The 23,448-nt window shown below is 70.6% G+C and carries 26 protein-coding genes; 14 read left to right on the forward strand and 12 right to left on the reverse strand.

Annotation, left to right across the window (positions count from 1 at the left end; all coding sequences use genetic code 11):
• Positions 1–46: 46 nt before the first annotated feature.
• Positions 47–1,144: an MBL fold metallo-hydrolase gene (locus NR798_RS44345; protein WP_375768670.1), complete on the forward strand. Its 1,098-nt coding sequence runs from the start codon at positions 47–49 to the stop codon at positions 1,142–1,144.
• A gap of 96 nt (positions 1,145–1,240) precedes the next feature.
• Here the strand turns inward: NR798_RS44345 and map are convergent, their stop codons facing one another.
• From map to NR798_RS44360, 3 genes are all read right to left on the reverse strand, one after another.
• Entirely contained in the window at positions 1,241–2,239 is a 999-nt protein-coding gene (map, locus tag NR798_RS44350) for a type I methionyl aminopeptidase (protein ID WP_375768671.1), read from the reverse strand.
• A 144-nt stretch (positions 2,240–2,383) separates the two neighbouring features.
• Entirely contained in the window at positions 2,384–3,538 is a 1,155-nt protein-coding gene (locus NR798_RS44355) for a serine/threonine protein kinase (protein ID WP_375768672.1), read from the reverse strand.
• A 566-nt stretch (positions 3,539–4,104) separates the two neighbouring features.
• Positions 4,105–4,419: a TraR/DksA family transcriptional regulator gene (locus tag NR798_RS44360; RefSeq protein WP_375768673.1), complete on the reverse strand. Its 315-nt coding sequence runs from the start codon at positions 4,417–4,419 to the stop codon at positions 4,105–4,107.
• 250 nt (positions 4,420–4,669) lie between these two features.
• On the opposite strand from NR798_RS44360, the gene NR798_RS44365 reads away from it, so the two are divergent.
• Positions 4,670–5,482 carry a YwiC-like family protein gene (locus tag NR798_RS44365; RefSeq protein ID WP_375768674.1) on the forward strand — a complete coding sequence of 271 codons (813 nt, stop codon included), beginning with the start codon at positions 4,670–4,672 and terminating at the stop codon, positions 5,480–5,482.
• Positions 5,483–5,485: 3 nt separating this feature from the next.
• Here NR798_RS44365 and NR798_RS44370 read toward each other — a convergent pair whose 3' ends face one another.
• On the reverse strand, positions 5,486–6,160 hold the full coding sequence (locus NR798_RS44370) for an START domain-containing protein (RefSeq protein ID WP_375768675.1): 675 nt from the start codon (positions 6,158–6,160) through the stop codon (positions 5,486–5,488).
• Between the two features lie 112 nt (positions 6,161–6,272).
• Between NR798_RS44370 and NR798_RS44375 the strand changes: the two genes are divergently transcribed.
• Together NR798_RS44375 and NR798_RS44380 are read left to right on the forward strand one after the other, a co-directional pair.
• Positions 6,273–7,772, forward strand: a complete 1,500-nt coding sequence (locus tag NR798_RS44375; RefSeq protein WP_375768676.1) for an HAD-IG family 5'-nucleotidase — start codon at positions 6,273–6,275, stop codon at positions 7,770–7,772.
• Positions 7,773–7,802: 30 nt separating this feature from the next.
• Complete coding sequence (locus tag NR798_RS44380) at positions 7,803–8,492, forward strand: hypothetical protein (RefSeq protein ID WP_375768677.1); 690 nt, start codon at positions 7,803–7,805, stop codon at positions 8,490–8,492.
• Positions 8,493–8,496: 4 nt separating this feature from the next.
• Here NR798_RS44380 and NR798_RS44385 read toward each other — a convergent pair whose 3' ends face one another.
• Positions 8,497–8,925 carry a DUF2267 domain-containing protein gene (locus NR798_RS44385; protein ID WP_375768678.1) on the reverse strand — a complete coding sequence of 143 codons (429 nt, stop codon included), beginning with the start codon at positions 8,923–8,925 and terminating at the stop codon, positions 8,497–8,499.
• 298 nt (positions 8,926–9,223) lie between these two features.
• On the opposite strand from NR798_RS44385, the gene NR798_RS44390 reads away from it, so the two are divergent.
• From NR798_RS44390 to NR798_RS44410, 5 genes are all read left to right on the forward strand, one after another.
• Positions 9,224–9,676 (forward strand): hypothetical protein, encoded by a 453-nt coding sequence (locus tag NR798_RS44390; RefSeq protein ID WP_375768679.1) that lies wholly within the window; start codon positions 9,224–9,226, stop codon positions 9,674–9,676.
• A gap of 119 nt (positions 9,677–9,795) precedes the next feature.
• A complete protein-coding gene (locus NR798_RS44395) occupies positions 9,796–10,062 on the forward strand; it encodes a hypothetical protein (protein WP_375768680.1) in 267 nt (88 codons plus the stop codon).
• Between the two features lie 57 nt (positions 10,063–10,119).
• On the forward strand, positions 10,120–10,788 hold the full coding sequence (locus NR798_RS44400) for a hypothetical protein (RefSeq protein ID WP_375768681.1): 669 nt from the start codon (positions 10,120–10,122) through the stop codon (positions 10,786–10,788).
• Positions 10,789–10,875: 87 nt separating this feature from the next.
• Entirely contained in the window at positions 10,876–11,154 is a 279-nt protein-coding gene (locus NR798_RS44405) for a hypothetical protein (RefSeq protein WP_375768682.1), read from the forward strand.
• A 97-nt stretch (positions 11,155–11,251) separates the two neighbouring features.
• Complete coding sequence (locus NR798_RS44410) at positions 11,252–11,755, forward strand: hypothetical protein (protein WP_375768683.1); 504 nt, start codon at positions 11,252–11,254, stop codon at positions 11,753–11,755.
• Here the strand turns inward: NR798_RS44410 and NR798_RS44415 are convergent.
• The 5 genes from NR798_RS44415 to NR798_RS44435 all read right to left on the reverse strand — a co-directional run bounded on the left by NR798_RS44415 (position 11,706) and on the right by NR798_RS44435 (position 15,920).
• Positions 11,706–12,911, reverse strand: coding sequence for a trypsin-like serine protease (locus NR798_RS44415; protein ID WP_375768684.1), 1,206 nt, complete (start codon positions 12,909–12,911; stop codon positions 11,706–11,708). The two genes, NR798_RS44410 and NR798_RS44415, sit on opposite strands and share 50 nt — an antisense overlap.
• Positions 12,912–13,133: 222 nt before the next feature.
• Positions 13,134–13,703, reverse strand: a complete 570-nt coding sequence (locus tag NR798_RS44420) for a hypothetical protein (protein WP_375768685.1) — start codon at positions 13,701–13,703, stop codon at positions 13,134–13,136.
• A 10-nt stretch (positions 13,704–13,713) separates the two neighbouring features.
• A complete protein-coding gene (locus NR798_RS44425) occupies positions 13,714–14,100 on the reverse strand; it encodes a hypothetical protein (protein WP_375768686.1) in 387 nt (128 codons plus the stop codon).
• Positions 14,100–14,993, reverse strand: a complete 894-nt coding sequence (locus NR798_RS44430; RefSeq protein ID WP_375768687.1) for a hypothetical protein — start codon at positions 14,991–14,993, stop codon at positions 14,100–14,102. Before NR798_RS44430 ends, NR798_RS44425 begins: the two co-directional genes overlap by 1 nt.
• A 99-nt stretch (positions 14,994–15,092) precedes the next feature.
• The gene (locus NR798_RS44435; RefSeq protein ID WP_375768688.1) at positions 15,093–15,920 is read right to left on the reverse strand and encodes a CheR family methyltransferase; all 828 of its coding nucleotides are present in this window, start codon (positions 15,918–15,920) and stop codon (positions 15,093–15,095) included.
• A gap of 263 nt (positions 15,921–16,183) precedes the next feature.
• Between NR798_RS44435 and NR798_RS44440 the strand changes: the two genes are divergently transcribed.
• Complete coding sequence (locus NR798_RS44440; protein WP_375768689.1) at positions 16,184–17,566, forward strand: hypothetical protein; 1,383 nt, start codon at positions 16,184–16,186, stop codon at positions 17,564–17,566.
• 14 nt (positions 17,567–17,580) lie between these two features.
• On the opposite strand, the gene NR798_RS44445 is transcribed toward NR798_RS44440, so the two are convergent.
• Together NR798_RS44445 and NR798_RS44450 are read right to left on the reverse strand one after the other, a co-directional pair.
• On the reverse strand, positions 17,581–18,480 hold the full coding sequence (locus NR798_RS44445; protein WP_375768690.1) for a DUF3396 domain-containing protein: 900 nt from the start codon (positions 18,478–18,480) through the stop codon (positions 17,581–17,583).
• Positions 18,477–19,103: a hypothetical protein gene (locus NR798_RS44450; RefSeq protein ID WP_375768691.1), complete on the reverse strand. Its 627-nt coding sequence runs from the start codon at positions 19,101–19,103 to the stop codon at positions 18,477–18,479. Before NR798_RS44450 ends, NR798_RS44445 begins: the two co-directional genes overlap by 4 nt.
• Positions 19,104–19,565: 462 nt before the next feature.
• Here NR798_RS44450 and NR798_RS44455 point away from each other — a divergent pair, with 462 nt between their 5' ends.
• The 4 genes from NR798_RS44455 (at position 19,566) to NR798_RS44470 (ending at position 23,436) form a co-directional block, all read left to right on the forward strand.
• Positions 19,566–20,078, forward strand: coding sequence for a DUF1585 domain-containing protein (locus NR798_RS44455; RefSeq protein WP_375768692.1), 513 nt, complete (start codon positions 19,566–19,568; stop codon positions 20,076–20,078).
• Positions 20,075–21,409 (forward strand): DUF1552 domain-containing protein, encoded by a 1,335-nt coding sequence (locus tag NR798_RS44460; protein ID WP_375768693.1) that lies wholly within the window; start codon positions 20,075–20,077, stop codon positions 21,407–21,409. The genes NR798_RS44455 and NR798_RS44460 overlap by 4 nt, the downstream gene beginning before the upstream one ends.
• A 111-nt stretch (positions 21,410–21,520) precedes the next feature.
• On the forward strand, positions 21,521–22,498 hold the full coding sequence (locus tag NR798_RS44465) for an esterase/lipase family protein (RefSeq protein ID WP_375768694.1): 978 nt from the start codon (positions 21,521–21,523) through the stop codon (positions 22,496–22,498).
• Positions 22,498–23,436: a thrombospondin type 3 repeat-containing protein gene (locus tag NR798_RS44470; RefSeq protein ID WP_375768695.1), complete on the forward strand. Its 939-nt coding sequence runs from the start codon at positions 22,498–22,500 to the stop codon at positions 23,434–23,436. The genes NR798_RS44465 and NR798_RS44470 overlap by 1 nt, the downstream gene beginning before the upstream one ends.
• Positions 23,437–23,448: the final 12 nt, after the last annotated feature.

Genomic DNA, 23,448 nt, shown 5'->3' on the forward strand with positions numbered 1-23,448 from the left:
ACGGGGTGCAGTGGCACGCGGTGGGGCTCCGCGTTAAACCCGCGACATGTCCAAGGGTTCCGTCTTCGGTGGGAAGGCCCACGGCCTCCGTCTCGAGCGCATGCGCGCCTCGCCCCGCTTTTTGGAGGGGTTCTTCAAGAACACCGCGGGCGTGGGCCCCGGGCTCAAGCCGGGCACCGCGTTCTCGACGATGGGCGAGTTCTTCCTCGGCGGCAAGGAGCGGACGCCGCCCGGACCGCTGCCCATCGAGAGCCCGCTCGCGACGTGGGCCCGGCCGGTGGACACGGGGCTGCGCGCGACGTGGCTCGGACACTCCACGGTGCTGCTCGAGGTGGACGGGCTGCGCGTGCTCACGGACCCCGTCTGGGGCGAGCGCGTGTCCCCCTGGTCCTTCGCGGGGCCCAAGCGCTTCCATCCGGTGCCGGTGACGCTCTCGCAACTGCCCCCGCTGGACGCGGTCATCGTCTCGCATGACCACTACGACCACCTCGACCACCCGACCATCCTCGAGCTGGCGCGCACGGACGTGCCCTTCTACACCTCGCTGGGCGTGGGCGCGCACCTGGAGGCGTGGGGCGTGCCGCACGGCCGCATCACGGAGCTGGACTGGTGGGAGTCCGCCACGCTGCCACGGGGCGAGCTGCGCATCACCGCCGCGCCCTCGCAGCACTTCTCCGGACGGGGCCTGGGAGACCGCAACCGCACGCTCTGGTCGTCCTTCGTCATCGAGAGCCCGAAGCACAAGGTCTTCTTCAGCGGCGACACGGGGCTCACGCCGGAGTACGCGGACATCCGCCAGAAGCTCGGGCCGTTCGACCTGGTGATGCTGGAGGTGGGCGCGTTCCACCCGGCCTGGGGCGACATCCACCTCGGGCCGGAGAACGCGCTGAAGGCGCTGGAGCTGCTCGGCGGTGGCGCGTTCCTCCCGGTGCACTGGGGCACGTTCAACCTCGCCATCCACGCGTGGGATGACCCGGCGGAGACGCTCGTGCGGCTGGGGCAGGAGCAGCGGGTGCGCCTGGTGATGCCGAAGCTGGGAGCCCCGGTGGAGCCCTCGCGGGTGGAGGGCGTGGAGCCGTGGTGGCAGTCCGTCCGCGGAGCCCGCGTGGACTCGAGGCCCGTGGCGGGCGCGCTCCGCGGCTGAGCCGCACGGAGGACGCTCAGGGCGCGGGCTCCTCCACGGCCAGCGGCAACAGTGCCTCCGCTGGAAACGGTGGAGGAGTCTACCCGGTGGCTCCGGTCAGGCCACGGTGAGGATTTCGGCGCCCTGGTCCGTCACCAGCAGGGTGTGCTCGAACTGCGCCGTGCGGCTGCCATCCGCCGTCACCGCCGTCCAACCATCGTCCCACACCCGGTGGTGCCAGTGGCCGAGCGTAATCATCGGCTCGATGGTGAACGTCATCCCGGGCTCCATGATCGTCTTGGCCTCGGGGTCGAAGTGGTGCGGAATCTGGAGCGCGGTGTGGAAGCGCTCGCCGATGCCGTGGCCGCAGTAGGCACGCACCACGCCCATGCCGTTCTGCGTCGCGTGCGCTTCAATGGCCTTGCCGATGACGTTGATGGGCAGGCCGGGCTTCACCGCCTCGATGCCGCGCATGAGGCACTCGTGCGTGACGCGGATGAGGCGCTCGCTGTCCGGGTCGATCTTGCCCACGGGGAAGGTGGCATTGGTGTCGCCGTGCACGCCCTCCAGGTAGATGGTGATGTCGAGGTTGACGATGTCGCCGTCCTCGAGCGCCCGGTTGTCGGGGATGCCGTGGCAGATGACCTCGTTGACCGAGGTGCAGATGGACTTGGGGAAGCCGTGGTAGTTGAGCGGGCTGGGGTAGCCGCCGCGGCGCACGTACTCCTCGTGCGCGATGGCATCCAGCTCATCCGTGGTGATGCCGGGGCGGATGTGGGCGGCCGTGGCGGCCATCACCTCGGCGGCGGCCTTGCAGGCGCGGCGCATGCGGGCGATGACGTCCGGGCTCTTCACCTCGGAGGGAGGGAAGATGCGGGCGGGCCGGCCCGACACGGCGTAGTCCGGACGCGGGACGCTGGCAGGCACGGTGCGCATGGGGCTGATGACGCCCGGCCGGATGCCACGCGAGGGAGCCTCGGGCCCCCGCTTGCGAGCCTCCACGGCATCCGCGCCCTTGTGGCACTTCTTGTACTTGGTGCCACTGCCGCACCAGCACGGGTCGTTCGGCTTTGGCAACACCGCGGGTGCGACCCGCACAGTGGAGACGTCATTCATACCCTCGACCTATAGCCGCTGGGCCTGGACCGCGCACGCCTTCTCGGCTGCCTGCCTCGTGGGTCCGCCAGCCAGAACACACCGTGTCAGGCCGGTTGCTCTGTTGCCCACTGTACGAGGCTCCGCCCCATCCCCCGGTCCAGCTCAGCGCCAGTCCGGCCGGGCCGGGTGGACCTTGAGCGGAGGTGAGGAGGACGCGGACCGCGCGGTGTGCTCCGCGCAGACGCAGCACTCCCGAGGTGGCGGACGCACCACGTGGTGAAGCATCCACCCCAGCCCGAGCAACCCCAGGGCCAGGACCACGGCGGCGAAGCACCTCGGCCACTCCCCCGCCCGCTTCGAGGGCTCGGACGGAGGACGCTCCACGGGCGCCGGTGCGAGCTGCAGCCGCGGCGGATCCGGCTCTGGAAGCTCCTCCTTGACCTGCTCCAGCCACGCCACGCCGGGCGGCAACGCCTGCGGCCGAGAGCCCTCGGCGGCGCCTCGCGCCAGGTGCCGCCTGGCCCGGGTGAACTCCTCGTCCCTTCGCAACCGGACCAGCGCCTCGCGGACGGCCCTGGCGCTCCTGGGACGCCGCTGGGGCTCCTGCGCCAACAGCGACATGACCAGTGCACTCAAGGCGGCGGGAATCGTGGAGTCGAGCTCTCGGGGAGCCGGTGGCGTCGCGGAGGTGATGGCGCACTGGGTGAGCGTCTCGTACAGCAGCACGCCAAAGGCATACAGGTCCGCGGCGGGCCGGGCCTCCAACCGTGAAACAAGGGAGACGGCCTCGGGAGGCTGGCGGGAGAGCGCCCATGGCAGCCGCGCCGAGCCGAAGTCGATGAGGAAGGGCCTGCCATCCTCCCACCGCACCAGCAGGTTCTCCGCCTGGAGGTGCCCATGGCTCACGCCTCGCGCATGGAGCGCCTCCAGCACCTTCAGCACTTCGCACAGCACGCCCAGGCAGCGGTCGAGGGACGCGCGCTTCTGCTGGCACCACGCGTGGAAGGTGCTCCCACAGACGTAGGGCGTGACGAAGTAGGAGTAGTCCGTCTCCGGAGCCGGCCACCGGCCCCACTCGAGCACCGGCAGCAACTGGGGGTGCTCCAGCGAGGCCACCTCGCGGCGCACGCAGGCCTCTACCGAGCCCTCATCCGTGAGCGAGGCGGGCCGGGTCGACATCTTCAACGCGTAGCGGCGGCCCCCACGCTCCACCAGGAACATGAAGGCGGAGTGTCCAGCCCCCAGCCAGCGCACGATGCGGAAGTCCCGAACCCAATCTCCCTCGAGAAGTTCCCTGGGGTGCCGTGGCGGGCTCATGGTGCGCCGGTTCCTGGGACGACGGTGGAGGCCATGGCCGACTGGGAGAGCAGGACGGGCAGGAGGAACCAAGCTCCAGGGCGTACGCGGACACCCTACGTGCGGCGTCCCCTGCAAGGCAAGGACAAAACCACTTCCACGGTCATCCCGCCGAGGATGACTCCAAAGATGACGTCCGCTGTCTTTCCAACGAAGGAAGCCGGCCCGCGTTTGACGTGACGCCCGGGGCCTTCGGATGCTCGGTGGATACGCCGGACTTCCTGGGGGGATATTCCATGCGCGCCGATTCCACGGACTCTCCACGCGGGCTCACCTGGAGGCGTTGCGGCCCGCGCGCCCTCGGCATCACGCTCCTGCTGATGCTCGGAGGGTGTGCCACGCGCGCGCCGCTCGCGGGGCTCCTGCCCGGTGTCCACCGGCCCCACCGGCGTCCCGCGGCCCCGCCCCCTCCTGCCTCCGCGCAGTCGCGCACGGCGCCTAGTGCCGCTTCCGCTGCCTCCACGTACCGCTGACAGCGCCGCGCCCGGTCGCCGTGGACTGGCGGCGCGCGCTCCGGAGAGCACGCCTCAGCGACCCACCTGCGCACTGCACGCCATGCAGTGACGTGCCTCGGGGACTGCCCGCAGCCGGTGCCGGCCGATCGCCCCGCCGCAGCGCGCGCAGTGCCCGAAGCGGCCCTGCTCGATGCGCACCAGCGCGTCGTCGATGTCCCGCAGCTCGCGCTCCTCCCGATCCGACAACCGCGCCCGCACCTCTTCCGCGCTCTCCTCCACCGCCTCGTCCACCGGGTCCGGCTCCGGCAGGTTGAGCCTCAACAGGCCTCGCAGGCTGCTCCGCCGCTGCAGCAGTGCCGTCCGAGCCTCGATCATCATTGAGTCCATGGTGCTTCCCCACTTCTCCGGTGCCCCCAGAGGCCCACCGGCCAGTGGTTTCAGCCCACTTCAGGAAACGTGCCTCCCGCCCCCGTCCCCGGGAGACACGCCCGTCGCGCGCAAGCTTTGCGGGCGCCCCGGGTCCCAGTGCACCCCTTGCGCAGGCAAGCCCCCCGGCCCCTTCGCACCCGCGCTGGAACACCCCTTGCTCTGGGTGTCAGCGGGCCTCACCCGGGCCCCTCCTGCTCGAGGACACGCGATGGCTTCCCTCTCCACCCACCCCACTCCGGTCTCGCTGCTCCAGGGCCTCCTTCCGCGCGAGCACGGCGTCTGGTTCCAGCTCGGCCTGCCCCTGGCCACCGCCCTCTTCGTCTCCGGCGCGCCCGCCAGTGCCCTCTGGCTCTCGGGGGCCGCGCTCGCCTGCCTGCTCGCCCACGAGCCGTTGTTGCTGCTGCTCGGCCACCGGGGCGCGCGCCGCGGCGAGCGGGATGGAGCCCGCGCCAGGGGGTGGGGTCTGCTGATGGGGGCGCTGGGAGCGCTGGCCTTCGTACTCGGCGCCCTCGCCCTGCCGCCCGAGGCCCGGCCCTTCCTCGCGCTGCCCATCATCCTGGGTGGTGAGGTGCTGCTGCTCGCCTGGAGTCGGCAGGAGCGCACCCTCTCGGGCGAGGTGCTCGCCGCGCTCGCGCTCTCGGCCTGGGCGGTGCCCGTCGCCATGGCCGGAGGCCTGCCGGCGCCTGGCGCGCTGACGCTCTGGGGCACCTACGGGCTGTCCTTCGGGCTGGCCACCCTGGCGGTGCGCACCGTCATCGCCAGCCACCGGCCCCACGCCCACCGCGAGCGGCTGCGGTGCACGGGCGCGGCGCTGGTGGCCGCCCTCCTGTGCACCGCCGTCCTCTGGGCGCTCGTCTCCGGGCTGCCCCTGCTGCGCGTGCTGGCGCTGCTGCCCGTGAGCCTCGTGGCGCTCGGGCTGTGCGTGGCCCTGCCCTCGCCGCGGAAGCTGCACTCCATCGGCTGGACGCTGGGCGTGGCTGGCACCCTCACCCTGGTGCTGCTCGGGGTGGGGCTGTCCTGACGGCTACAGCGGCCGGGGAGCGGCCTTCGAGGCCGCCTGGCTCGACGCGGTCCGCTCCGCGGCCACCTTGCGCGCCCGCTTCTCCACCGCGCGCACCGTGTCCAGCACCGCGTCCTTCTGGCCGAAGCCCGCCAGGAAGCCGGGGATGGAGCCACCGGGCTCCACCGTGAAGCGGTAGACGAAGTGCGCCTTGCCCTCGCCGCGTGGGGTGAAGACCCAGCTGCCCTGGTTGTGGCGCAGCCGCACCACGCCCTTCTGCTCCGGCAGGGCCCCGTTCTCCGAGCTCCACGTCTGGCGGAACTGCCCCGTCCCGTCCTCCTGCAGCAGCTGCTCGTCCACCACGCGCACCACGTAGTCCCGGTTGGAGATGACGGGCAGATCCAACCGCGTGTACGTCACCCGCGTCCCCTCCGGCCCCGTCGACAGCACGCGCGACTCCGTCACGTACGGCATCCAGTGCCGGAAGCTCTCGTGGTCCCTCAGCACCGACTGGATGTCCTGGAGGCCGACGTCCAGCACGCCTTCCGCCCACACTTCCCGGCCCCCGGGGATGTCCGTCCGCTTGCGCACCCGGATGGTCACATCTCCATCGGAGATCTGCTCCCACTCGTCCTCGGCACTCGCCCCCCCCGCCACCAACGCCACCACCAGCACCGCGAGTCCCGGCAGACCCCTCATGTTCGGCTCCCCTCACTCGAGGCGGGTCCTGGCCAGCTCCCCGCCCTCCACCAACGCCCACACCGCCAGAAGTATCGACTTTTGGCACCGGCCAGGGCACGAACGTAGGCATATGACCGGGAACCTGACAGCCCCCCCACCCGAGCGCGGGCTCTTCTGTAATCGCACCCTCAACATGAGGGCTATCAAAGCTGTCGGCTATGACATGGATTACACGCTCATCCATTACAAAGTGGAGGCGTGGGAACAAAGGGCCTACGAGCACATGCGCGATCGGCTCGTGGCGCAGGGCTGGCCGGTGGGCCACCTGACATTCGATCCGATGCTGGCCATGCGCGGCCTCATCATCGACACCGAGAAGGGCAACCTCCTCAAGGCCAACCGCTTCGGCTTCGTGAAGAAGGCGCTGCACGGCACCCGGCCCATGGACTTCGAGGCCCAGCGCACCGAGTACGCCCGCACCATCATCGACCTGTCCGAGCGCCGCTGGGTTTTTCTCAATACCTTGTTCTCACTTTCCGAGGCGTGTCTGTACGCCCAGGTGGTGGACCTGCTGGATGCCGGCAAGCTCGCCGGCCCCATGGGCTACACGGATGTCTACGAGCACGTGCGCCGCAGCCTGGATGCCACCCATATGGAGGGCGCGCTCAAGGCGGAGATCATCGCCGACCCGGGGCGCTACGTGCTGGCCGAGCCGGAAACGGCCCTGGCGCTGTTGGACCAGAAGAACGCGGGCAAGAAGCTGCTGCTCATCACCAACAGCGAATGGGCCTACACGCTGCCGATGATGCACGCGGCGTTCGACCCGTACCTCAAGGGGATGACGTGGCGCGAGCTGTTCGACGTGGTCATCGTCAGCGCGCGCAAGCCCGAGTTCTTCACCACGCGCTCCTCGCTCTTCGAGGTGGTGACGGTGCAGGGCCAGGAGGGCCTGCTGCGGCCGCACTCAGGGCCGCTCAAGCCGGGGGTGCCCTACTTCGGCGGCAGCGCCCTGGAGGTGGAGCGCTCGCTGGGCATGAGCGGGGATGAGATTCTCTACGTGGGCGACCACATGTTCGGCGACGTGCACGTCACCAAGAACGTGCTGCGCTGGCGCACCGCGCTCGTCATCCGCGAGCTGGAGGATGAGATCCGCGCCATCAGCGCCTTCCGGGCCACCGAGGCGCGGCTGGAGGAGCGGATGGTGCGCAAGGAGCGCCTGGAGGCCGAGGCCTGCCAGGTGCGGCTGGAGTTGCAGCGGAGGAGGATGGGCTACGGCCCGCGCGAGCCCTCGCCGCCGGACGACCAGCTCCACGCCCGCGCGGCCGAGCTGCGATTGCAACTGGAGGCGCTCGACGCGGAGCTGGGGCCCATGGCGCGCGCCGCCAGCGAGCTGGCCAACCCCATCTGGGGCCTGCTCACGCGGGCGGGCAACGACAAGAGCCACCTGGCGCGCCAAGTGGAGCGCTACGCGGACATCTATACGTCGCGGGTGAGCAACTTCCTCTTCGCCACGCCCTTCGTCTACCTGCGCAGCCCGCGCGGCAGCCTCCCGCACGATCCCACCACGCCGGGCGGCACGCCTGTGTTCCCCCCCTCCACCACCGGCGGAGGCGACACGAGCGCCCCCTGAGCCCTGGTGGATGGACCACACTGCGCCCCCATGTCAGGTCCCTCCCAGAAGCCGGAGTCTTCCCGGCCCAAGAAGCTCCGACCCTTCAAGCGCATCGACTACGTCTACAAGGAGTACGTCCGCCTGAATGAAAAGGTGGACGCCTACCTCCAGGGCTCGTTCTCGGACTTCAAGATGCTCGCCGCGCTCGGGAGCCTCGTGTCATTCGCCATCAGCGGCCTCGCGCTCTACGCGCACAACGGGAAGGTGGAGCTCGGAGTCGCCGGACCCGCGGGGCAGCAGCACGTCGCCCAGATGGCCTTTGTCGGCTTCCTCTGCGCACTGTCGGTGGCCGCCATCCTGTGGTTCCGCGACCTGCTCAAGCAGTCGATCATCGAGGCCCTGGTCCAGAACCTGTGCCGGTACGAGCAGCAGCTTCAGCAGCGGCTCGAGCTGGAAGGGACGCAGACGTTCGCGCTCAACACGGAGCTGGCCCATTGGGGGCGGTCTCAACACCGCTGGCTCCTCCTGCTGTTCCAGCTGGTCTTCGCCCTGGCGATCGGCGGAATCCCCGCCTACGTGCTGGCCCTCGTGCAGCCCGCGAACGAGACGAACTTCGCCCGCATCTACCTGCTCATCTGCGGGGGCTTCTTCCTGCTCGCCCAGCTCGGAGCAGGCCTGCTCTCGCGGTTCCAGATGCCGGCCCCCCAGCCGCCCGCGACTGGAGGGGACCGGACGTAGGGGTCTACTGCGTGCGCCGCCAGAGGTCCTGCAGGTCCGGGGGCAGGTTGCTCTCCACGTCGTGCGCCTCGCCCTCGGAGATGTGCTCGCGCAGGCCCAGGAAGACGGCGCGCACGATGGGCTCCACCTCGGAGACGTCCTTGCGCAGGTCCTCCGCCACCACCTTCAGGAAGTCGTCCCGCGTCCGGCCGTACTGCCGCGCCGGCTTGTCCGGGCCCTCCTTGGGCAGGAACTCCAGCAGCTTGCGCGGCAACTGCGCCTCCAGATCCTTCGCCTCCTCCGGCTGGATGCGGTGCAGCAGCGCGTTGACGACCGACACCGCCGCACACTCAACCACCCCCGCATCCAACTTTCCTACCTCGGACAGGTGCTTGATGAAGGCGGCGTAGGTGCGGCCGAGGTGGGATTGGTGGCGCTTCTCACTACGGCTCATGGGTCCGCCGGTGGGCGTGTCGGCCATGTCGCTCTCCTCTGGAGTGTCGTTTCCTGGAAGGTGGGCATGGGTGGGGGACTGGCGGGAGCGGGCGATCAGGAAGGAGTTTCTGGGGACGCGGGGAGAGGGGGCGGGCTGGCTCGGGGAAGGTGGGGAGCCAGGGGAGCGGCCGGGCGACCTGGCCGATCAGCAGGGCGTGTCAGACCCCCCTAGTATGAGTAGAGCCGTGAGCCACTCGACCACCAACGGCGCGTTGCGAGTCCTTGAGCAGGGTGACCTTCTCAGCGGGATGGACCTGATGGCTGTCCGGAATGAAAGCGGGCGGAAGAAGCGGGCTCGCAAGCCGAGTCCGGCGCCCAAGCCGCCGGGCTTCGCCGCGGCGTTGAAGCTGGTGGTGCAGCACGGGCGGCAGCTGGCGAAGGAGATCGGCAAGACGGCGCTGTCGCGCTGCCCCCGCTGCGGCCACGTGGGCCCGACGGAGCAGGACTTCGGCACGCGCATCATCCGCGGCGAGCGCCGGCCCCAGTCGTGGTGCCGCAACTGCCGCAAGGTGCACCTGCCGCCCCTCAAGTCCCTGCCGAACCTCTCGGGCCGCGCCGTGAAGGCCACCCTGGCGGAGACGGCCAACGAGAAGCCCGCCAAGGCCCGCCGGCGTCCGTCCGAGTCCTCCTCGGCCGCATCCTCCGCCCCCCGGGACGGCCTGCTCTTCTCCGTGGACGAGCTGTCGCGCGGCAAGCGCCGCTCCTCCTGAGGGTCTCTCCCGTCCCGCCCCTGCTCGAGCGGCCGATCAGCGCCCTCGTCCGTCCCTCGCTGAGATGACGGTAGCGCCCCCCGGGCTCATTCCTCTCCTGGCAGAGGAGGGAGAGCACCATGGCGGTTCGAACGGACACGGTTGGCATCAAGAACCGGCGCCACGCGGCGGCGCACACCGTGCAGCACGGCCCCCAGACGAGCAAGGGCAAGCCCATCCCCTTCCGGGATGAGCTCCCGCTGCTGCGGCGCGAGCGGCTGCTGTCACGGGCCCGGCTGGGCCCGGCCGCGGAGCCCCGCCTGCCGAAGATTCCCCACCCGGAAGCGCCGGTGCGTGGGCGCAAGAAGCCTCCCAGCCAGATGCACCTCAAGCGCAGCGGCGGCTAGGCGCGGCCGCGCAACTATTCGGAGACGGGCGCGATTCGCGGACTATGCTGGGTGCGAATGAGCGACGCGCTGTTCTCCTCGGAGTTCGAACCGGCCGACACCCGCTACCTGTGGCGGCTGTGGTTCGCGGACCTTCTGGACCTGGCCACCTCGGCGCTGCTGGGTTGGGGAGCGCTGCGGGCGCTGGACGTGGACCGCACGCCGCGCGCGCTCGTGGTGGCCGGCGCGGTGACGTGGCTCCTCATGTCCCTGGCCGGCGGCCTGAGCGGGTGGACGCTGTGGCGGGGCGTGGTGGGCCTGCGGCTGGTGACGGACGGCAGCGCGCCGGGGCCCGGGCGCGGCCTGCTCCGGGCCCTGCTCGTCCCGGTGGACTTGGTCATCTCGCCCTTCCTGCAGCGGCGCTACTTCGATCGCTTCCAGAAGGTGCAGCCGGAGGCCGTGCCCCCCTTCACCAAGAAGTGGCAGCGCGGCCTGGGCTGGCAGGGCTTCTGGCTGGTGATGGCTTTCGCCTCGGTGTGGTTCATCGTGATGCCCACGAAGCGCGAGGCGCTCGGCTACCTGAAGAAGCTGGACGGGTGGCGCTGCTGCAACGCGAAGACGCCGCCCTCGCCCTTCAAGTGCTCCACGTCGGTGTCGCGCGCGTTGAGCGAGGCCGAGGACGGGGACGCGCAGGCCCAGGCCATCGTGAAGGACTGCCCGCGGGCCGCGGCCGAGATGGGGCGCTGAGCCAGCAAGCGCCCGGCGCGGGGTGAAGCCCGCGGGGGATGGAAAACCGGCCCGGGTGTCCTTACCTCCGATGCAGGAGGCCACGCTATGGCAGTGAGGACCCGGGAAGCAGGCATCAAGAACAAGCGGCGGGTGACGAGCGCGGACGAGGCGCAGCCCAACCGTCAGGCGCAGGGACTGGGCAAGGGGAAGAAGACCGTGCCCCGCGACCAGGCCGCGGCCCTGCGGCGTCAGAAGCTCATGCGCAAGGCCACCCCTGGCCCGGCCATGACGGAGCCCGTGGGACTCGGGCCCGCCACCACCGAGGTGCGGCCCGGCAAGAGGACCGTCACCCGGCGCAAGACGAAGCGCGGCACCGCCTCGTAGCGCCCCCGCGGCATCCAACAACCCATACCCGACAGATGGACCGGCCCCCCTGGTCATTCCGGCCGGTCATCCCTACCTACATGTGGGGGGAGAACCCATGCCAGAGAAGACCAAGCAGCTGCGCGCCAAGCGCGCCAAGGCCAAGGGCACGACCATGACGGTGATGGCCTCGGACACCGGCGCCGTTCCCGCCGGCAAGAGCGCCCACGCCCTCAAGAAGAGCGGCAGCATCGTCGGCCGCACCCGCACCACCGAGCGCTCCGTCAGCCGGCGCCGTCCTCCCGGCGAGGGCAAGACGGCCCAGAGCCTCAAGCTGCCCCTGCCGGAGACGGGCAGCACCACCTCGCGCCGCAAGACGATTCCGGACGAGGCCGCCGCCCAGTACCGCCACGGGCCCCACCGCAAGACGGTGCCCACCGAGGCCGCCGCCGCCTACCGCCGCGAGGAGCGTCCGAAAAAGCCTCGCAACGAGGCCAAGCAGCGCCAGGAGACGCGCAGCAAGCGCGGCTCGCCCGTGCAGGGCCGCAAGAAGGCCCCGAGCGAGATGGACATCACCCACCGCGGCGGCCCGCGCAAGCGCGCGCGCCTCCACGGCGGCTGAGCGCTCCGGCTCCTCCTGACGGGCCTCCCCGGCGCGAGCGCGTGGCGCACAGCAAGGCCCACGCGCTCACGCCCCACACCCACGGGCCCGTGCCCGGCGTCCCCGCGCAACCACTCGCCTCCTCGGGGAGCGGTGCCGGGGGTGTCTGGGCACAGGGCGTGAAGCAGCGGCATGCGTCCTCGCCCTCGGGCTCCAGGCGCGCGCACACGCTGCCCGCTCCGCATTGCGCGTCCTCGGCGCACACGGCGCCGTAGTCCCCTTCCTGCAACGCGGGCTGGAGGCAACGCGCCTCGCCGCCCTCGGCCACGGACTCGCATGCGAGTCCCGCTGGGCACTGCGCATCGCTCGTGCACGCGGCGGTGCAGAGGGACTCGAGGGGCAGCACCGGGCCCCGCGGCTCCGCGGGCTCGGCGAGGAACGGGTGGATGAAGTCCTCGAGCAGCGCGTCCACCCGGACGTTGAAGGCCTCCGTCCGGCAGGCCACGTCGCCGCTCGCGGTGACACCCACCAGCACCTCGCGCCCCTCCACGCCCCGCACCAGCACCGGCCCCCCGCTGTCGCCCACGCAGCTCATCGCTGGCGAGGGCCCCGCACGGAAGGCGGCCGCCTCCACCTCCGTCAGCACCAGACTCCCCTGGCGCCGCTGGCCCGCGGGCGTGCTCGCGTCCTTCGTGTCGCCAAAGCCCACCACGCGCGCGGCCTGGCCCGGCTCCAGTGAGGTCTTCCCGGGCTCGGGGAGGGGGAGCGGGGACACGTCCACCGGCTTCGACAGCCGCAGCAGCGCCGCGTCCCAGGCGTGCGTCGTCCGGTCGTAACCCGGGTGCCGCACCGCTCGCGCCACACGCATGAAGCGGCCCTCGGGCTCGGGCTCCGGCAACAGCCGCGCGCCGAGGAAGACTTCGTACGCGCCATCCGTGCCGAAGATCTCCAGGCAGTGCGCCGCCGTCAGCACCACGTCCGGTGCGATCAGCGACCCCGTGCACAGCAGCGTCAGCGGCTCGCCCGTGCAACGCGCCCGCCGCGCCAGCAGCGCCACCACGGCCGCGTCCTCCCGGGCCTCGGTGCCGGAAACCACCGTGTCCGTCCGGGTCGTGGAAGGCAGGGGCGTGGACGGGGCCGGGGCACAGGCGCTCAGCGTCCACAGCGCGAGGAACACCTGTACAACAGGGGTGCGCGGACCCACTGCGCGATCACAACCTGAGTTCATCCGATACCCTCACCCCGTCCCTCTCCCGAGGGGAGAGGGGAAATGAACTCACGCGGGGGAAGTGGGCTCGCGCGGAGAAGTGGGCTCGCGCGGGGAAGTGAGCTCGCGCGGGGAAGTGAGCTCGCGCGGGGAAGTGGGCTCGCGCGGGGGAAGTGGGCTCACGGGCTACGGCTACTGAGCCGCCCGCTCCTGGCTCGCCTGCCCCGCCAGGGCCGCCGTCTCCTCGTTCAGCTTCGTCAGCCTCGCCCGGTGACGCGACAGCTGCACCTCCAGCCGCTTCGCCTCCTCCTTGTCCCCATTCGCCTCCGCCACCGCCCTCTCCTCCTCCAGCCGCTCCACGTCCCGCTCCATCAGCTCCGTGATGCGCACCAGCTTCCCGTGCTTCCACTCCGCCGTCTGCGGCAGCTCCGGCTTGATGGGATCGTTCTGCTGGGGCGGCGCGTTCTCCACCTCCGGTTCCGGCACCTCGTCCCCGGGGCCGGTCGGCACCACCGTCGCCCCACGCCCCTCCGAGGACACCACCGCCCGCGGCTCGGACTTCACCAGCGCGGACGGCTGCCCCCTCACGGCGGCCGGAGAGGATTCGGACGCGGCCGTCGAGGCCGGGGACGCCGTCATGGACGGAGCCGTCGCGGCCGGAGCCGTGGCCTCGGGCCCGGTGAGCAGGAAGCGCAACACCAGCGCGGCGCCCAACAGCAGCGCCGCGCCAAGAGGGAGAAGGAAACGGGACCGGTTGTTCATCGCTCGTCCATTATAGGCGCAGCTTCCAGCCTTCCGGATGCTGCTCCACGCGCAGCAACATCGGTTGCTCGCGCACCTGCCCATCCCGCGCCACCCGCGCGCGCACCACCACCGCGCTCGAGTCCCGCCCGTCCACCTTCGCGTCCAGCACCTCCACCAGGGAGACGCCGTGCTCGTTCAGCTCCTCCACGGTCGCCTGGCAGGTGTCGCCCTCCTTGCCGGTCAGCAAGGGAGCGAGCACCGCGCAGTCGCCCGAGGGCAGCGCCTCGAAGAAGCGCTGCACCGTGGCCCGCGCGGCCTCGGTCTTCCGGGACTCCGAGTTACAGCCGAGGGCGGCCACCAGGCCCAGCCACAGCGCCGCGCGCGGCACCGCCCTCCTGTTCAGCCAGCGCATCATCAGTAGCAGTTGCCGGCGAACATCTCGTCGTCGCTGGCCGAGGTGAACTGGTCGTCGCAGTAGGCGCTCGCCAGCGCGTGGCCGTTGCGCACGCAGCCGTCGTGGTTGGTGGCGTCCAGCGTGTACTGGGTGTCACCACCGCAGCCACCACCGCAGCGGCCGAAGCAGATGCCGATCACCTTCGGGCGGCTCCAGTGGTCCGGCTCGCCGCACACGAAGGCGCCGTTGCTCATGTAGTACTCGTCGCCGCTGCACGAGAAGTGGTCACCGAGCTGGGCGATCTGCTGGTTGCCCGTGTAGTCGAAGCCGCCGTGCTGGCAGTCGTGCTTGGCGTACGAGTACCAGTTGTAATAGCCGTTGCAGGTGCCCGTCCAGGAGCCGTTGCACTTGGCGTAGCTGCACAGCATGGTGTAGCCACGGCCCTCCTCGCCCATCACCGTGCGCTGCAACTCCACGGAGGAGGGGTGCTGCGACCAGAGGCTCACCGCGCGCCGCAGGAACTTGGCCTCGGGCGCCGCCGCGTCACCCGCGGGCAGCTGCGCGTTGAGCGCCGCGTACAGGCCCGACAGCACCTCGCGGTCCCCGTCCAGCATCTGCGTGTCCTGGCCCGTCTCCTCGCCAAAGCCGTCCAGCGACATCACGCCGTTGGCCGTGTCCACCAGGCCCGTCAGCGTCATGCCGTTCTGCCGCACCTCAATCCGGTAGACGCCCTCCTCCACCTGCTTGGAGGAGAATTGGGCCTCGGTGCCCGCCTGCGCGAAGCGGCCCGACACGGCGCCGGACGCCTGCTTCAGCTCCAGGCCGTCCACGGCCTGCGCCGCACCGTCCGTGCGCGCGCCACCACCACAGCCCAACAGCATCACTGCCGCGACTGCACCCAAAACCTTACGCATAAGCTCGCATCCTTCCTGCTCCGGGGCTTTCCGGTTCCGCAGAAAATGAGAGAATAACGCGCTTAACGGATTTGTTGAATTCCATCAAGTCGGCGCGCGTCAACCGCGCGGGCCGGCGGGGTGGAAGAGGGGCAGTGCTCCCGCGGCGCGCACGAGGCCCTGCGCGTCCTCGGGGAGGGACTCGTGGGCGCCAAGGGCGAGCACGCCCCCGGGCACCAGCCGCTCCAACAGCCGCGCCAGCACCTCGCGCTGCACCGGCCGGGCGAAGTAGGTGAAGGCCACGTTGCGGCAGAGCACCAGGTGGAAGGGGCCCTCGGGCATGCCCTGGCGCAAGTCCTCGCAGCGGAAGTCGAGCCCCTCGCGGTACTCGGGCCGCAGGCACAGCTCGCCGCCCTGGGAGGAGAAGGCCTCGTCCACCCAACCCGCGGGCAGCTCGCGCAGCGTGGCGCGCCGGTAGCAGCCGCGGCGGGCCCGCTCCAGCAGCGAGGCGTCCGCGTCGGTGGCCACCAGCTCCAGGCGGAAGTCCGGGAAGCGCGGCCGCAGGCCCAGCCGGAAGAGCACGGCCACGCTGTAGGGCTCCTCCCCCGAGGCACACCCCGCGCTCCACACGCGCAAGGTGGACTCGCCCCGGGCTCGTGCGGCCTCCAATATCTGGGGCAGCAACGGCTCCCGCAGCGCGTCGAAGACGCCCTGGTCCCGGTAGAAGCGCGAGATGGTGACGCGGCACAGCGCATCCAGCACGGCGCGCTCGGCCGGGTCCGCCTCCAGCCGCGCGAGGTAGGCGGCCAGCCCCGGCACGCCGAGCGCCTTCATCCTCCGGCCCACGCGCTTGCACACCTGCCCGCGCACGCGCCGGAAGCCCTCGTAGCGCAGTTGCAAGTGCGACGCGGCCCACCGCAGCAACTCCAGACACTCGGCATCCGTCACGCGGCACCTCCGCTGGGAAACTCCCGCCATTTCACCACTGGCGCTCCTGGCCCCATACACGGCGCCACCGCATGAAGCAGGCAGGGGCGCAGCTTCTCAAAAACTGGAAGCCTCTCGGTGCACAGCGTTGTTGAAGGCCCGACGGGCGCTATGTCCTCTCGGACAAGAGGCTCGAACCGGCGACCGTCTTCACCGTTGAGACCTCGGCGGGCAACCCCCACCTTGGCCCTACGAGCGCCGGCATCGACCGGCAGGAGGCAGTCATGGCCGGAGAGATGAAGCGAGCCTACCCCCAGTCCGTCCTCTTGCTCGTGATGGCCGTGCTCGCGGGCTGCGGACCCGGCGAGGAGCTGCTGGCCGAGGACCTCGCGCAACAGGAGCTGGCGGCGCGGACCGTACCGCGGCGCCGTGACACCGGAGGCCAGACGCAGTGGGTGCACACGGTGCGCAGCGCGACGGACACCGATGCGCCCGTGGCCGTCGTGCACGACTCGCGGGGCAACCTCCTCACCCTGGGCAACCACCGCACGCCCGTCGACGCCGGAGAGGGCCCCCTCGGCTCGTCCTCGGGCGCCTCCGTGCTGGTCCTCTCCAAGTACTCGATGCAGGGCAGGCTGCTGTGGACGCGGTTGCTCGTGGCGCCCGCGGGCACGGGCACCCCGTACGTGCGGGGCCTGGCCCTCGCGGTGGAGCCCTACGACAGCGTGGTCCTCACGGGCGTGCAGAGCGGAGGGCTGGAGCTCGGCGGGCGCGTGCTGCCGGCCGGAGCCTTCCTGGCGCGGGTGGATGGGAATGGAGAGCCGCTCTGGGCGCGCGCCCTGCCCACCACCGCCACGGAGCTGGCCGTCAACACGCGGGGCCACATCACCACCGCGGGCACGCTGACGGGCCGGGTGGACTTCGGCAACGGCCCCGTCACCGGCGCCAGCAATCCATACCTCGTGCAGTACGACGCCCAGGGCACGCTGCGCTGGGTGTTCGTCGACTCCGCGCGCGGCGTGTCGATGGACCTCGCACAGGATGACGCGGGAGAGCTGTACCTGGCCGGTGGCCGCTTCGTCCCGCCCTCCCCGCTCCTCACGCCCTTCCTCTCGCGGCTCACCTCCGAGGGCACGCCCCAGTGGACGCGGCAGCTCGAGGGCGCCACGGGCGTGGCCATGAGCGTGGCGGCGCACGGGGGCGTGGTGGCGGTGTCTGGCTATTTCACGGGGAAGATCGTCTTCCGCGGACAGGAGCTGGCCGCGCCCACGAGCCGAGGCTTCGCGCTCGCCTACGGGAAGGAGGGAGACGCGCAGTGGGGCTCGCTGCTCGGCAGCACGTGGGGCCTGCTGGAGATGGACCAGGGCTCGGGCGTGGTGGTGGCGGGCCGCTACACGGGAGGCGAGGACTTCGGCCTCGGCCTGGGCACGCTGGAGGGCTATCCGGGGGCGACCAACGTGTACGTGCTGCGGCTCCAGCGCTCCACGGGCAAGCTGCAGTGGAGCCAGACGTACCCGTCCGCCCAGGCGCTGCCGGTGGACCTGTCCGTGTCGAGCTATGGCGAGAGCGCGCTCACCGGCACCTTCCGGGCGCCGGTGGACTTCGGCACCGGCCCGCTGAGCCCCGCGCCGGGCGCCAACGCCTTCGTGTTCCAGCTGGCGCGCTGAGGCAGGAGCCGAGGTCAGTCGAGGAACCGGCGCTCCCAGCGGCGCCTGTCCTCGGGAGAGAAGTCCTTGTCGTACAGGGGCCCTTCGTAATGCCAGGGCTCCAGCACGCGAGCCAGCTCACGGTAGGCGGGGAGCGTGCGGCCCTGCTCGGTGTCGCCCGCCTCCGGCCATTCGCCGAGCGTCACCACCGCCCGTCCTCCGTCCAGGTCCTGCACCGTGGTTCCCGGCGAGTGCAGCCGCGCGCGCAAGGCGTCCACGCCGCCCAGCTCTCCCAACACCGGCTGGCCCAGGAACGTGAGCCACGAGGGGCCTCGCACCCGCGTGCCGATGTTGTACGCGAAGGACTCCACATCGGGGATGTCCATGCCCGGGTAGCGGAAGCACCGCTCACGAATCTCCTCGCCGAGCGGACCCAGGAAGGCCAGCCCCCCATTGCCGGAGCAGAAGGGCAGCGGGGCGGCCACTTCCAACGCCAGTGCGCGCACCCGCTCCGGGCCGTGCTCCTCCAGGTACTCCGTGGAGAGCCAGAACGAGGCTACACACGCCTCCTTGTCCGAGCCTCTCCACTCGGGGTCATCGATGCGCGCGTTGCCGTAGTACTCGAAATGGTATCTCTGCGGCCCGCTTGCCCTGGCATCTACCAGGATGACTCGAGGCCAGCGCATCTCCAGCAGCTTGCACCGGTTGAGCGCCCAACCCTCCGCATCGAGTTCCTGACCATCTCCCTCGTCGTCCACGTAGAAGCCGAGATTCTCCGCGCCTACCGCGTTCACGTAGGTGTCCATCGAGCGCATCACGGCCCGCGCCATCTCCGTGTGCGGCCGGCGCATGTAGAAATCCAGCCGCAAACCATCGGTCACCGAGTAGCCGCCGAACCTCGCGCGCAGGCGGATCCTCGGATAGCGCTCACTCACCAGAACACTCCTTTCCGAGGACCGATGGGGTGGACCTCGGGGCCAAATGCATCCTTGTATATACTCCCCTGCGACCGGCCCGCGTACCGATGTCCCGGAGGGTATGTTCTCCACCCGGGTTCCTGGTCGAAGTTCACACAGCGGAACTTGAAGTCATAGACAGCCAGCACCTGGAGCGGGTCTCCCGTATGGATGACCACATCCGGCTCCAGCGTCCCCTTCAATTCCTCGCCCCCTTGCCGCAGCAGTTTCGCCAGTTCCTCGGGGCTGATGAGGGACTTCTCCTTCGTCTCCCGGTTGAACCGGTAGCGCTGCTTGAGGCTGAACCGCAGGCCTCGCTCACCCAGCTTCGCCTGCGCACACGCCAGCGCCACCTCGTGCATCTCCAGCCCCAACCGGATGGCCCACGTCACGCTCCGGCCCTGTGCGTCCACCGTCATGGCCTTGCACTCGGCCGCCTTGGGGACCAACCCCTCGAAGGTCCCCCTGAGTCGCGACAACACCTCCGTGCGCGCCTTGTCCGCGCATTCCTCCATCTCCTCCTTGATGGAGGTCTTCATCTCGGGAGTCAGCGCGTGGCCCACCGCGGCGGCGGATGCCACGGCCGCCCCCACCGTCTGCACCGGCCCGGTGGCCACCTCGCTTCCACTCGCGGTGGCGCAAAGGAGCGGATTCTTCAGACAGCCGGCCCGCAGTGAATCCAACGCATAGCTGCGCGGGGCCCCACGGCCGGGCGTGCTCACACAAGCCCCGAGTAGCAAGCAGCCCGCGAGCACTCCTCCCCAACGGCGCATGAAACGGTGCGGCATGTCTTCTCCCTTCGCGGTGCCCATCATGTCGCAGCACCAGCAACCAGGGACCACATCCTGCTGGCGAAGGCTGTGAACGCGCACGCCCCACGGTGACGCAAGCGGCGACCCGCGAGAGGCACTTCGCTTCCGTCACCGTCCACTCTCTTGCCCAGGCATCCGATGGGTTCCCGACACCGCCCCGTCCCTCCCACAGGGGCGGTGATGCGGAGCCCGACGGGGAGAGGGGTTGGTGGCGAAATTGCTCAGGACCTCCGTCGGGAAAGGAGGTCCGACGTGTACGATGGGGTCCCACGCGGCTGGCGCAAGACATGGGCGGGCGCGGCCTGTGCGCTGCTGCTCGCCGGATGTACGAGCAACGAGCTACCGAAAGCGAAGGTATTGCCCCCGGCGCCCGCGCAATCCCAGACGGGGCCCACCGGCAGCACCCCGGCCTGCCTGGCCCCGAGGGACCCGGGCCGCATCACCCTGCACCAGCTCAACCGCGCCGAGTACGACAACACGGTGCGCGACCTGCTGGGAGACACCAACGTCAAGGACGGAGTGGAGCTGCGCGCCCTGCTCGATGCGGACCCGGCGTTGGAGCGCTGCATCACCCAGCACCTGCTCGTCTACGGGCTGGGGCGAGGGCCGATGAACGCGGACGCCTGCACGCTGGAGGACATCGCGAGCAATGCGGGTGAGCGCGGGGGCCGGCTATCGGACCTCATCCTCTCCCTCATCCGGAGCGAGGCCTTCACCCACCGCCGCGGGGAGCCGGGGAGCTCGGACGTGGAGGGCTCGCGATGAAGAACATCCGGCTGTCCCGGCGGACGTTGCTCCGAGGCCTGGGAGCGCTGATGGCGCTGCCGGTGCTGGAGCAGATGGAGCCCCGGGTGGCCCGGGCGGCCGAGCCCGGAAGTGCTCCCCGCCGCCTGGCCGTCTTCTACGTGCCCTGCGGCCTCTACATGCCGAACTTCACGCCCCGGGGCAGCGGGCGCGGCTGGACGCTGTCGCCCACGCTGCAACCCCTGGCACCGGTGAAGGATGACGTGCTGGTGCTCTCCGGGCTGTCGCACGAGCCCGGACGGCCGGACGAGTTCGGCCACCACGCGGCGGGCACGGGCGCCTTCCTCTCCTGCGTGAAGGTGGTCAAGACGGACAGGCAGGACGGCGTCCGCGCGGGCGTCTCCATGGACCAGGTGGCCGCCAAGGCGCTGCGGCCCCACACGCGGCTGCCCTCGCTGGAGTTGGGCAACGACGGAGGAGATGGAACGGGCTCCTGTGACGCCAACTTCAGCTGCGCCTACGCGCGCAACATCTCCTGGGCGGGGCCCACCAGCCCCCGGGCGAAGGAGACGAACCCGCAGGCGGTGTTCGACCGGCTCTTCGCGGGCTTCGACCCGGACGCGACGCGGGCGCAGATAGAGCGGCGCAAGGCCTACGAGCAGAGCATCCTGGACTTCGTGAGCGAGGACGCGCGGGCGCTGAAGCAGCGGCTGGGGGCGAGGGACCAGCGCAAGCTGGACGAGTACTTCACCAGCGTGCGCGAGCTGGAGCTGCGCGTGGCGGCGCTCGACCAGCAGGCCCCCACGTGCTCGAAGGGACCGAGGCCCGAGCGGACGGAGGACGTGCGCGAGAAGACGAAGGTGATGTGCGACCTGATGGTGCTCGCCTTCCAGTGCGACCTGACACGGGTGGCGACCTTCATGCTCGGCAACGCGCGCAGCGACCGGGTGTATGACTTCCTCGGGCTGACGAGCGGGCACCACACGTACTCGCACCACCAGAACAACGCGGAGAACCACGCGGCGCTCGCGAAGATAGACCGGTGGGAGCTGGAGCAGTTCAGCTACCTGCTGCAGCGGATGAAGTCCGTCCAGGAGGGCGAGGCGACGCTGCTGGACAACGCGCTGGTGTACTTCGGCAGCGAGGTGGCGGATGGCAACTCGCACGGGCACACGGACATGCCGGTGGTGCTCGCGGGGCGCGGCGGGGGCGCGGTGACGCCAGGACGGCACGTGCGCTACGGCGGGCAGCCCATCGCCAACCTGTTCATCTCCATGCTGGACTCGGTGGGGGTGGACGTGAGCCGCTTCGGGGACGATGGCACGGGCCCCCTCTCCCAGTTGAAGGAGTGAGCGCTGAACATCCCGGCCCCCGTTTGTCAGGTGATGGCCGTTGCGGGCGCGAGGCGTTAGACCCTCCGTGCGTGTCTGGTGTTGGCTTCCCCGAGCGACAGGGGGGATGCCATGCCACGCCGCCAGATGGTGGTCCCGGGAACGGGAGGAGTGCTCTACGAGAGCGCCGGGGGCGCGCGGACCGCGACCATCTTCGAGCTCCTCACCCAGGCCGGTGCCGCGCAGACGCTCCGTTGCAAGTACGCGGCGGATCCGGAGTCCCTCGAGCCGCTCGACAACGTGCTCGTCGCCCGCGGGTACATGACGCTCGCGTATGAGCCGTTCGGGCACGCGTTCCCCAAGTGGGACTTCTTCGATTACGACTGGCGGCTCGACATCCGCTACAGCGGCAAGCGCCTCGCCGAGCAGCTCCAGGCCGAGGCGGCGCGGGGGGACCGCTGGCGGCTCGTGGCGCACTCGCAGGGAGGGCTCGTGGTCATGGCGGCGGCCCGGTTCCTCGGCGCCGAGGAGCTGGCGCGGCTCGTCCAGGGCGTGAGTTTCGTGGGCGTGCCCTTCTTCGGCACCGTGAACGCGCTGATCGCCCTGCTGCAGGGCACCCTCTTCAAGGAATCCATCCCGAAGGACGTGGTGCGCACCTGGCCCGCCATCTACCAGATGCTGCCGCGCTGGAGCATCACCAAGGGCAACCCCAACCGCCCGGATCTGCTCCTGGAATCCACCTGGATGAACGCCGGGCTCCTGCCCGCGCCCGGTACGCCCGTGGACCTCTCGCAGCACATCGACGCGGGAATGCTCGAGCGGGCCCGGGCCCTGTACCAGGCCACCTCGTCCGGCTACTTCGAGCCCCTGCGCAAGCTCGACTTCATCCGCATCATCCAGGGCAACAACATCGACACGCCCTTCCGGCTCCCGAACTTCCCGAGCACCGAGGAGGTCATCTTCGTGGGCGGCGACAGCCTCGTCCCGGACCAGTTCACCCGCGACCGGTTGCCCTCGTGGGTGCAGGACGAGGCCACCATCCGCCGTCTCCCCGCGGGGGAACACTCGCGGCTCTGCAGTGACTCCCTCGTCTTCGAGCTCTGCCTCTGATGCGCGCCACTCCGCTCCCACTGCTCACCGTCCTCCTGCTCGCGCTGGCTCCGGCCGCCGCCCAGACTCCACCGGCCACCCCGCCCGCCGCCGCCGACACCGACAAGGATGGCGTCCCGGATCTGCCCCCAGGCCAGTTGGAGGCGCCCCCCTGCAATCCCGAGCGGATGCAGGCGTGCGCCGACAACTGCCCGTTCAACAAGAATCCCGGCCAGGAGGACAGTGACGGGGATGGGGCCGGAGACAGCTGCGACCTCTGTCCGCTCGTGCCCGTGCAGGATGGCGAGCATGAGGATGCGGACGACGATGGTGTGGGCGATGAGTGCGACACCTGCCGTCAGCCCAATCCGCGGGATGAGAACGGCAATCAGGCCCTCTGTCCCCCCGAGGAGGAGCCCCACTCGGCGTGGAAGGATCCCAATCCCCTCGGCCGGCGGTTGCAGTTCTTCATCCGCCCGCTGGCCCTGGGGTACCGGTACCGCGGGGACTGGGTCGGCTCGACGGGGCTCGGACTGCACCTGGGGGGCTCGCTGGGCGAGTGGCGCTTCGACGAGAAGGGCACGGCCCTGAGGGTGCCCTCCTGGTACTGGTCCGCCGGGGTGTATGGCGATGCAGCGAACCTCTTCGCGGCCGAGCACCTCGGCCCCTATGCGGCGCTCGACTTCCGGCCGATGAACTGGGCGCCCTACGCACGCTCGTGGGCCAAGGAGTTCAAGTTCGGCATCGGCGCGCATCTGCTCTGGTCCAAGCGCCTGGAAGGCGCCGAGAACCGTCCGCTCCACCTGGGCGTGGGGCCCCGGGTGGGCTTCCTCGACATCCTCTCGGTGATGCCCTTCGCCCAGTTCGACCTCGCCAACGGCCGCGCCTTCTCCTGGGGCGGCATGCTGGTGTTCGACTTCAAGGTGCTCCAGGACCTGGGCGTGCCGCTGGCGAAGTGAGCCTCACCGGCC

The organism is Archangium gephyra (assembly GCF_042230915.1).
Lineage (GTDB): Bacteria > Myxococcota > Myxococcia > Myxococcales > Myxococcaceae > Archangium > Archangium gephyra_B.

Coding starts and splice junctions, on each gene's coding strand:
- NR798_RS44440 (WP_375768689.1), top strand. CDS start 16,184: ATGGCCGGAGAGATGAAGCGAGCCTACCCCCAGTCCGTCCTCTTGCTC.
- NR798_RS44400 (WP_375768681.1), top strand. CDS start 10,120: ATGAGCGACGCGCTGTTCTCCTCGGAGTTCGAACCGGCCGACACCCGC.
- NR798_RS44405 (WP_375768682.1), top strand. CDS start 10,876: ATGGCAGTGAGGACCCGGGAAGCAGGCATCAAGAACAAGCGGCGGGTG.
- NR798_RS44370 (WP_375768675.1), bottom strand. CDS start 6,160: ATGAGGGGTCTGCCGGGACTCGCGGTGCTGGTGGTGGCGTTGGTGGCG.
- NR798_RS44380 (WP_375768677.1), top strand. CDS start 7,803: ATGTCAGGTCCCTCCCAGAAGCCGGAGTCTTCCCGGCCCAAGAAGCTC.
- NR798_RS44365 (WP_375768674.1), top strand. CDS start 4,670: ATGGCTTCCCTCTCCACCCACCCCACTCCGGTCTCGCTGCTCCAGGGC.
- NR798_RS44460 (WP_375768693.1), top strand. CDS start 20,075: ATGAAGAACATCCGGCTGTCCCGGCGGACGTTGCTCCGAGGCCTGGGA.
- NR798_RS44345 (WP_375768670.1), top strand. CDS start 47: ATGTCCAAGGGTTCCGTCTTCGGTGGGAAGGCCCACGGCCTCCGTCTC.
- NR798_RS44360 (WP_375768673.1), bottom strand. CDS start 4,419: ATGGACTCAATGATGATCGAGGCTCGGACGGCACTGCTGCAGCGGCGG.
- NR798_RS44470 (WP_375768695.1), top strand. CDS start 22,498: ATGCGCGCCACTCCGCTCCCACTGCTCACCGTCCTCCTGCTCGCGCTG.
- NR798_RS44355 (WP_375768672.1), bottom strand. CDS start 3,538: ATGAGCCCGCCACGGCACCCCAGGGAACTTCTCGAGGGAGATTGGGTT.
- NR798_RS44465 (WP_375768694.1), top strand. CDS start 21,521: ATGCCACGCCGCCAGATGGTGGTCCCGGGAACGGGAGGAGTGCTCTAC.
- NR798_RS44410 (WP_375768683.1), top strand. CDS start 11,252: ATGCCAGAGAAGACCAAGCAGCTGCGCGCCAAGCGCGCCAAGGCCAAG.
- NR798_RS44390 (WP_375768679.1), top strand. CDS start 9,224: ATGGCTGTCCGGAATGAAAGCGGGCGGAAGAAGCGGGCTCGCAAGCCG.
- map (WP_375768671.1), bottom strand. CDS start 2,239: ATGAATGACGTCTCCACTGTGCGGGTCGCACCCGCGGTGTTGCCAAAG.
- NR798_RS44425 (WP_375768686.1), bottom strand. CDS start 14,100: ATGATGCGCTGGCTGAACAGGAGGGCGGTGCCGCGCGCGGCGCTGTGG.
- NR798_RS44385 (WP_375768678.1), bottom strand. CDS start 8,925: ATGAGCCGTAGTGAGAAGCGCCACCAATCCCACCTCGGCCGCACCTAC.
- NR798_RS44420 (WP_375768685.1), bottom strand. CDS start 13,703: ATGAACAACCGGTCCCGTTTCCTTCTCCCTCTTGGCGCGGCGCTGCTG.
- NR798_RS44430 (WP_375768687.1), bottom strand. CDS start 14,993: ATGCGTAAGGTTTTGGGTGCAGTCGCGGCAGTGATGCTGTTGGGCTGT.
- NR798_RS44375 (WP_375768676.1), top strand. CDS start 6,273: ATGACCGGGAACCTGACAGCCCCCCCACCCGAGCGCGGGCTCTTCTGT.
- NR798_RS44395 (WP_375768680.1), top strand. CDS start 9,796: ATGGCGGTTCGAACGGACACGGTTGGCATCAAGAACCGGCGCCACGCG.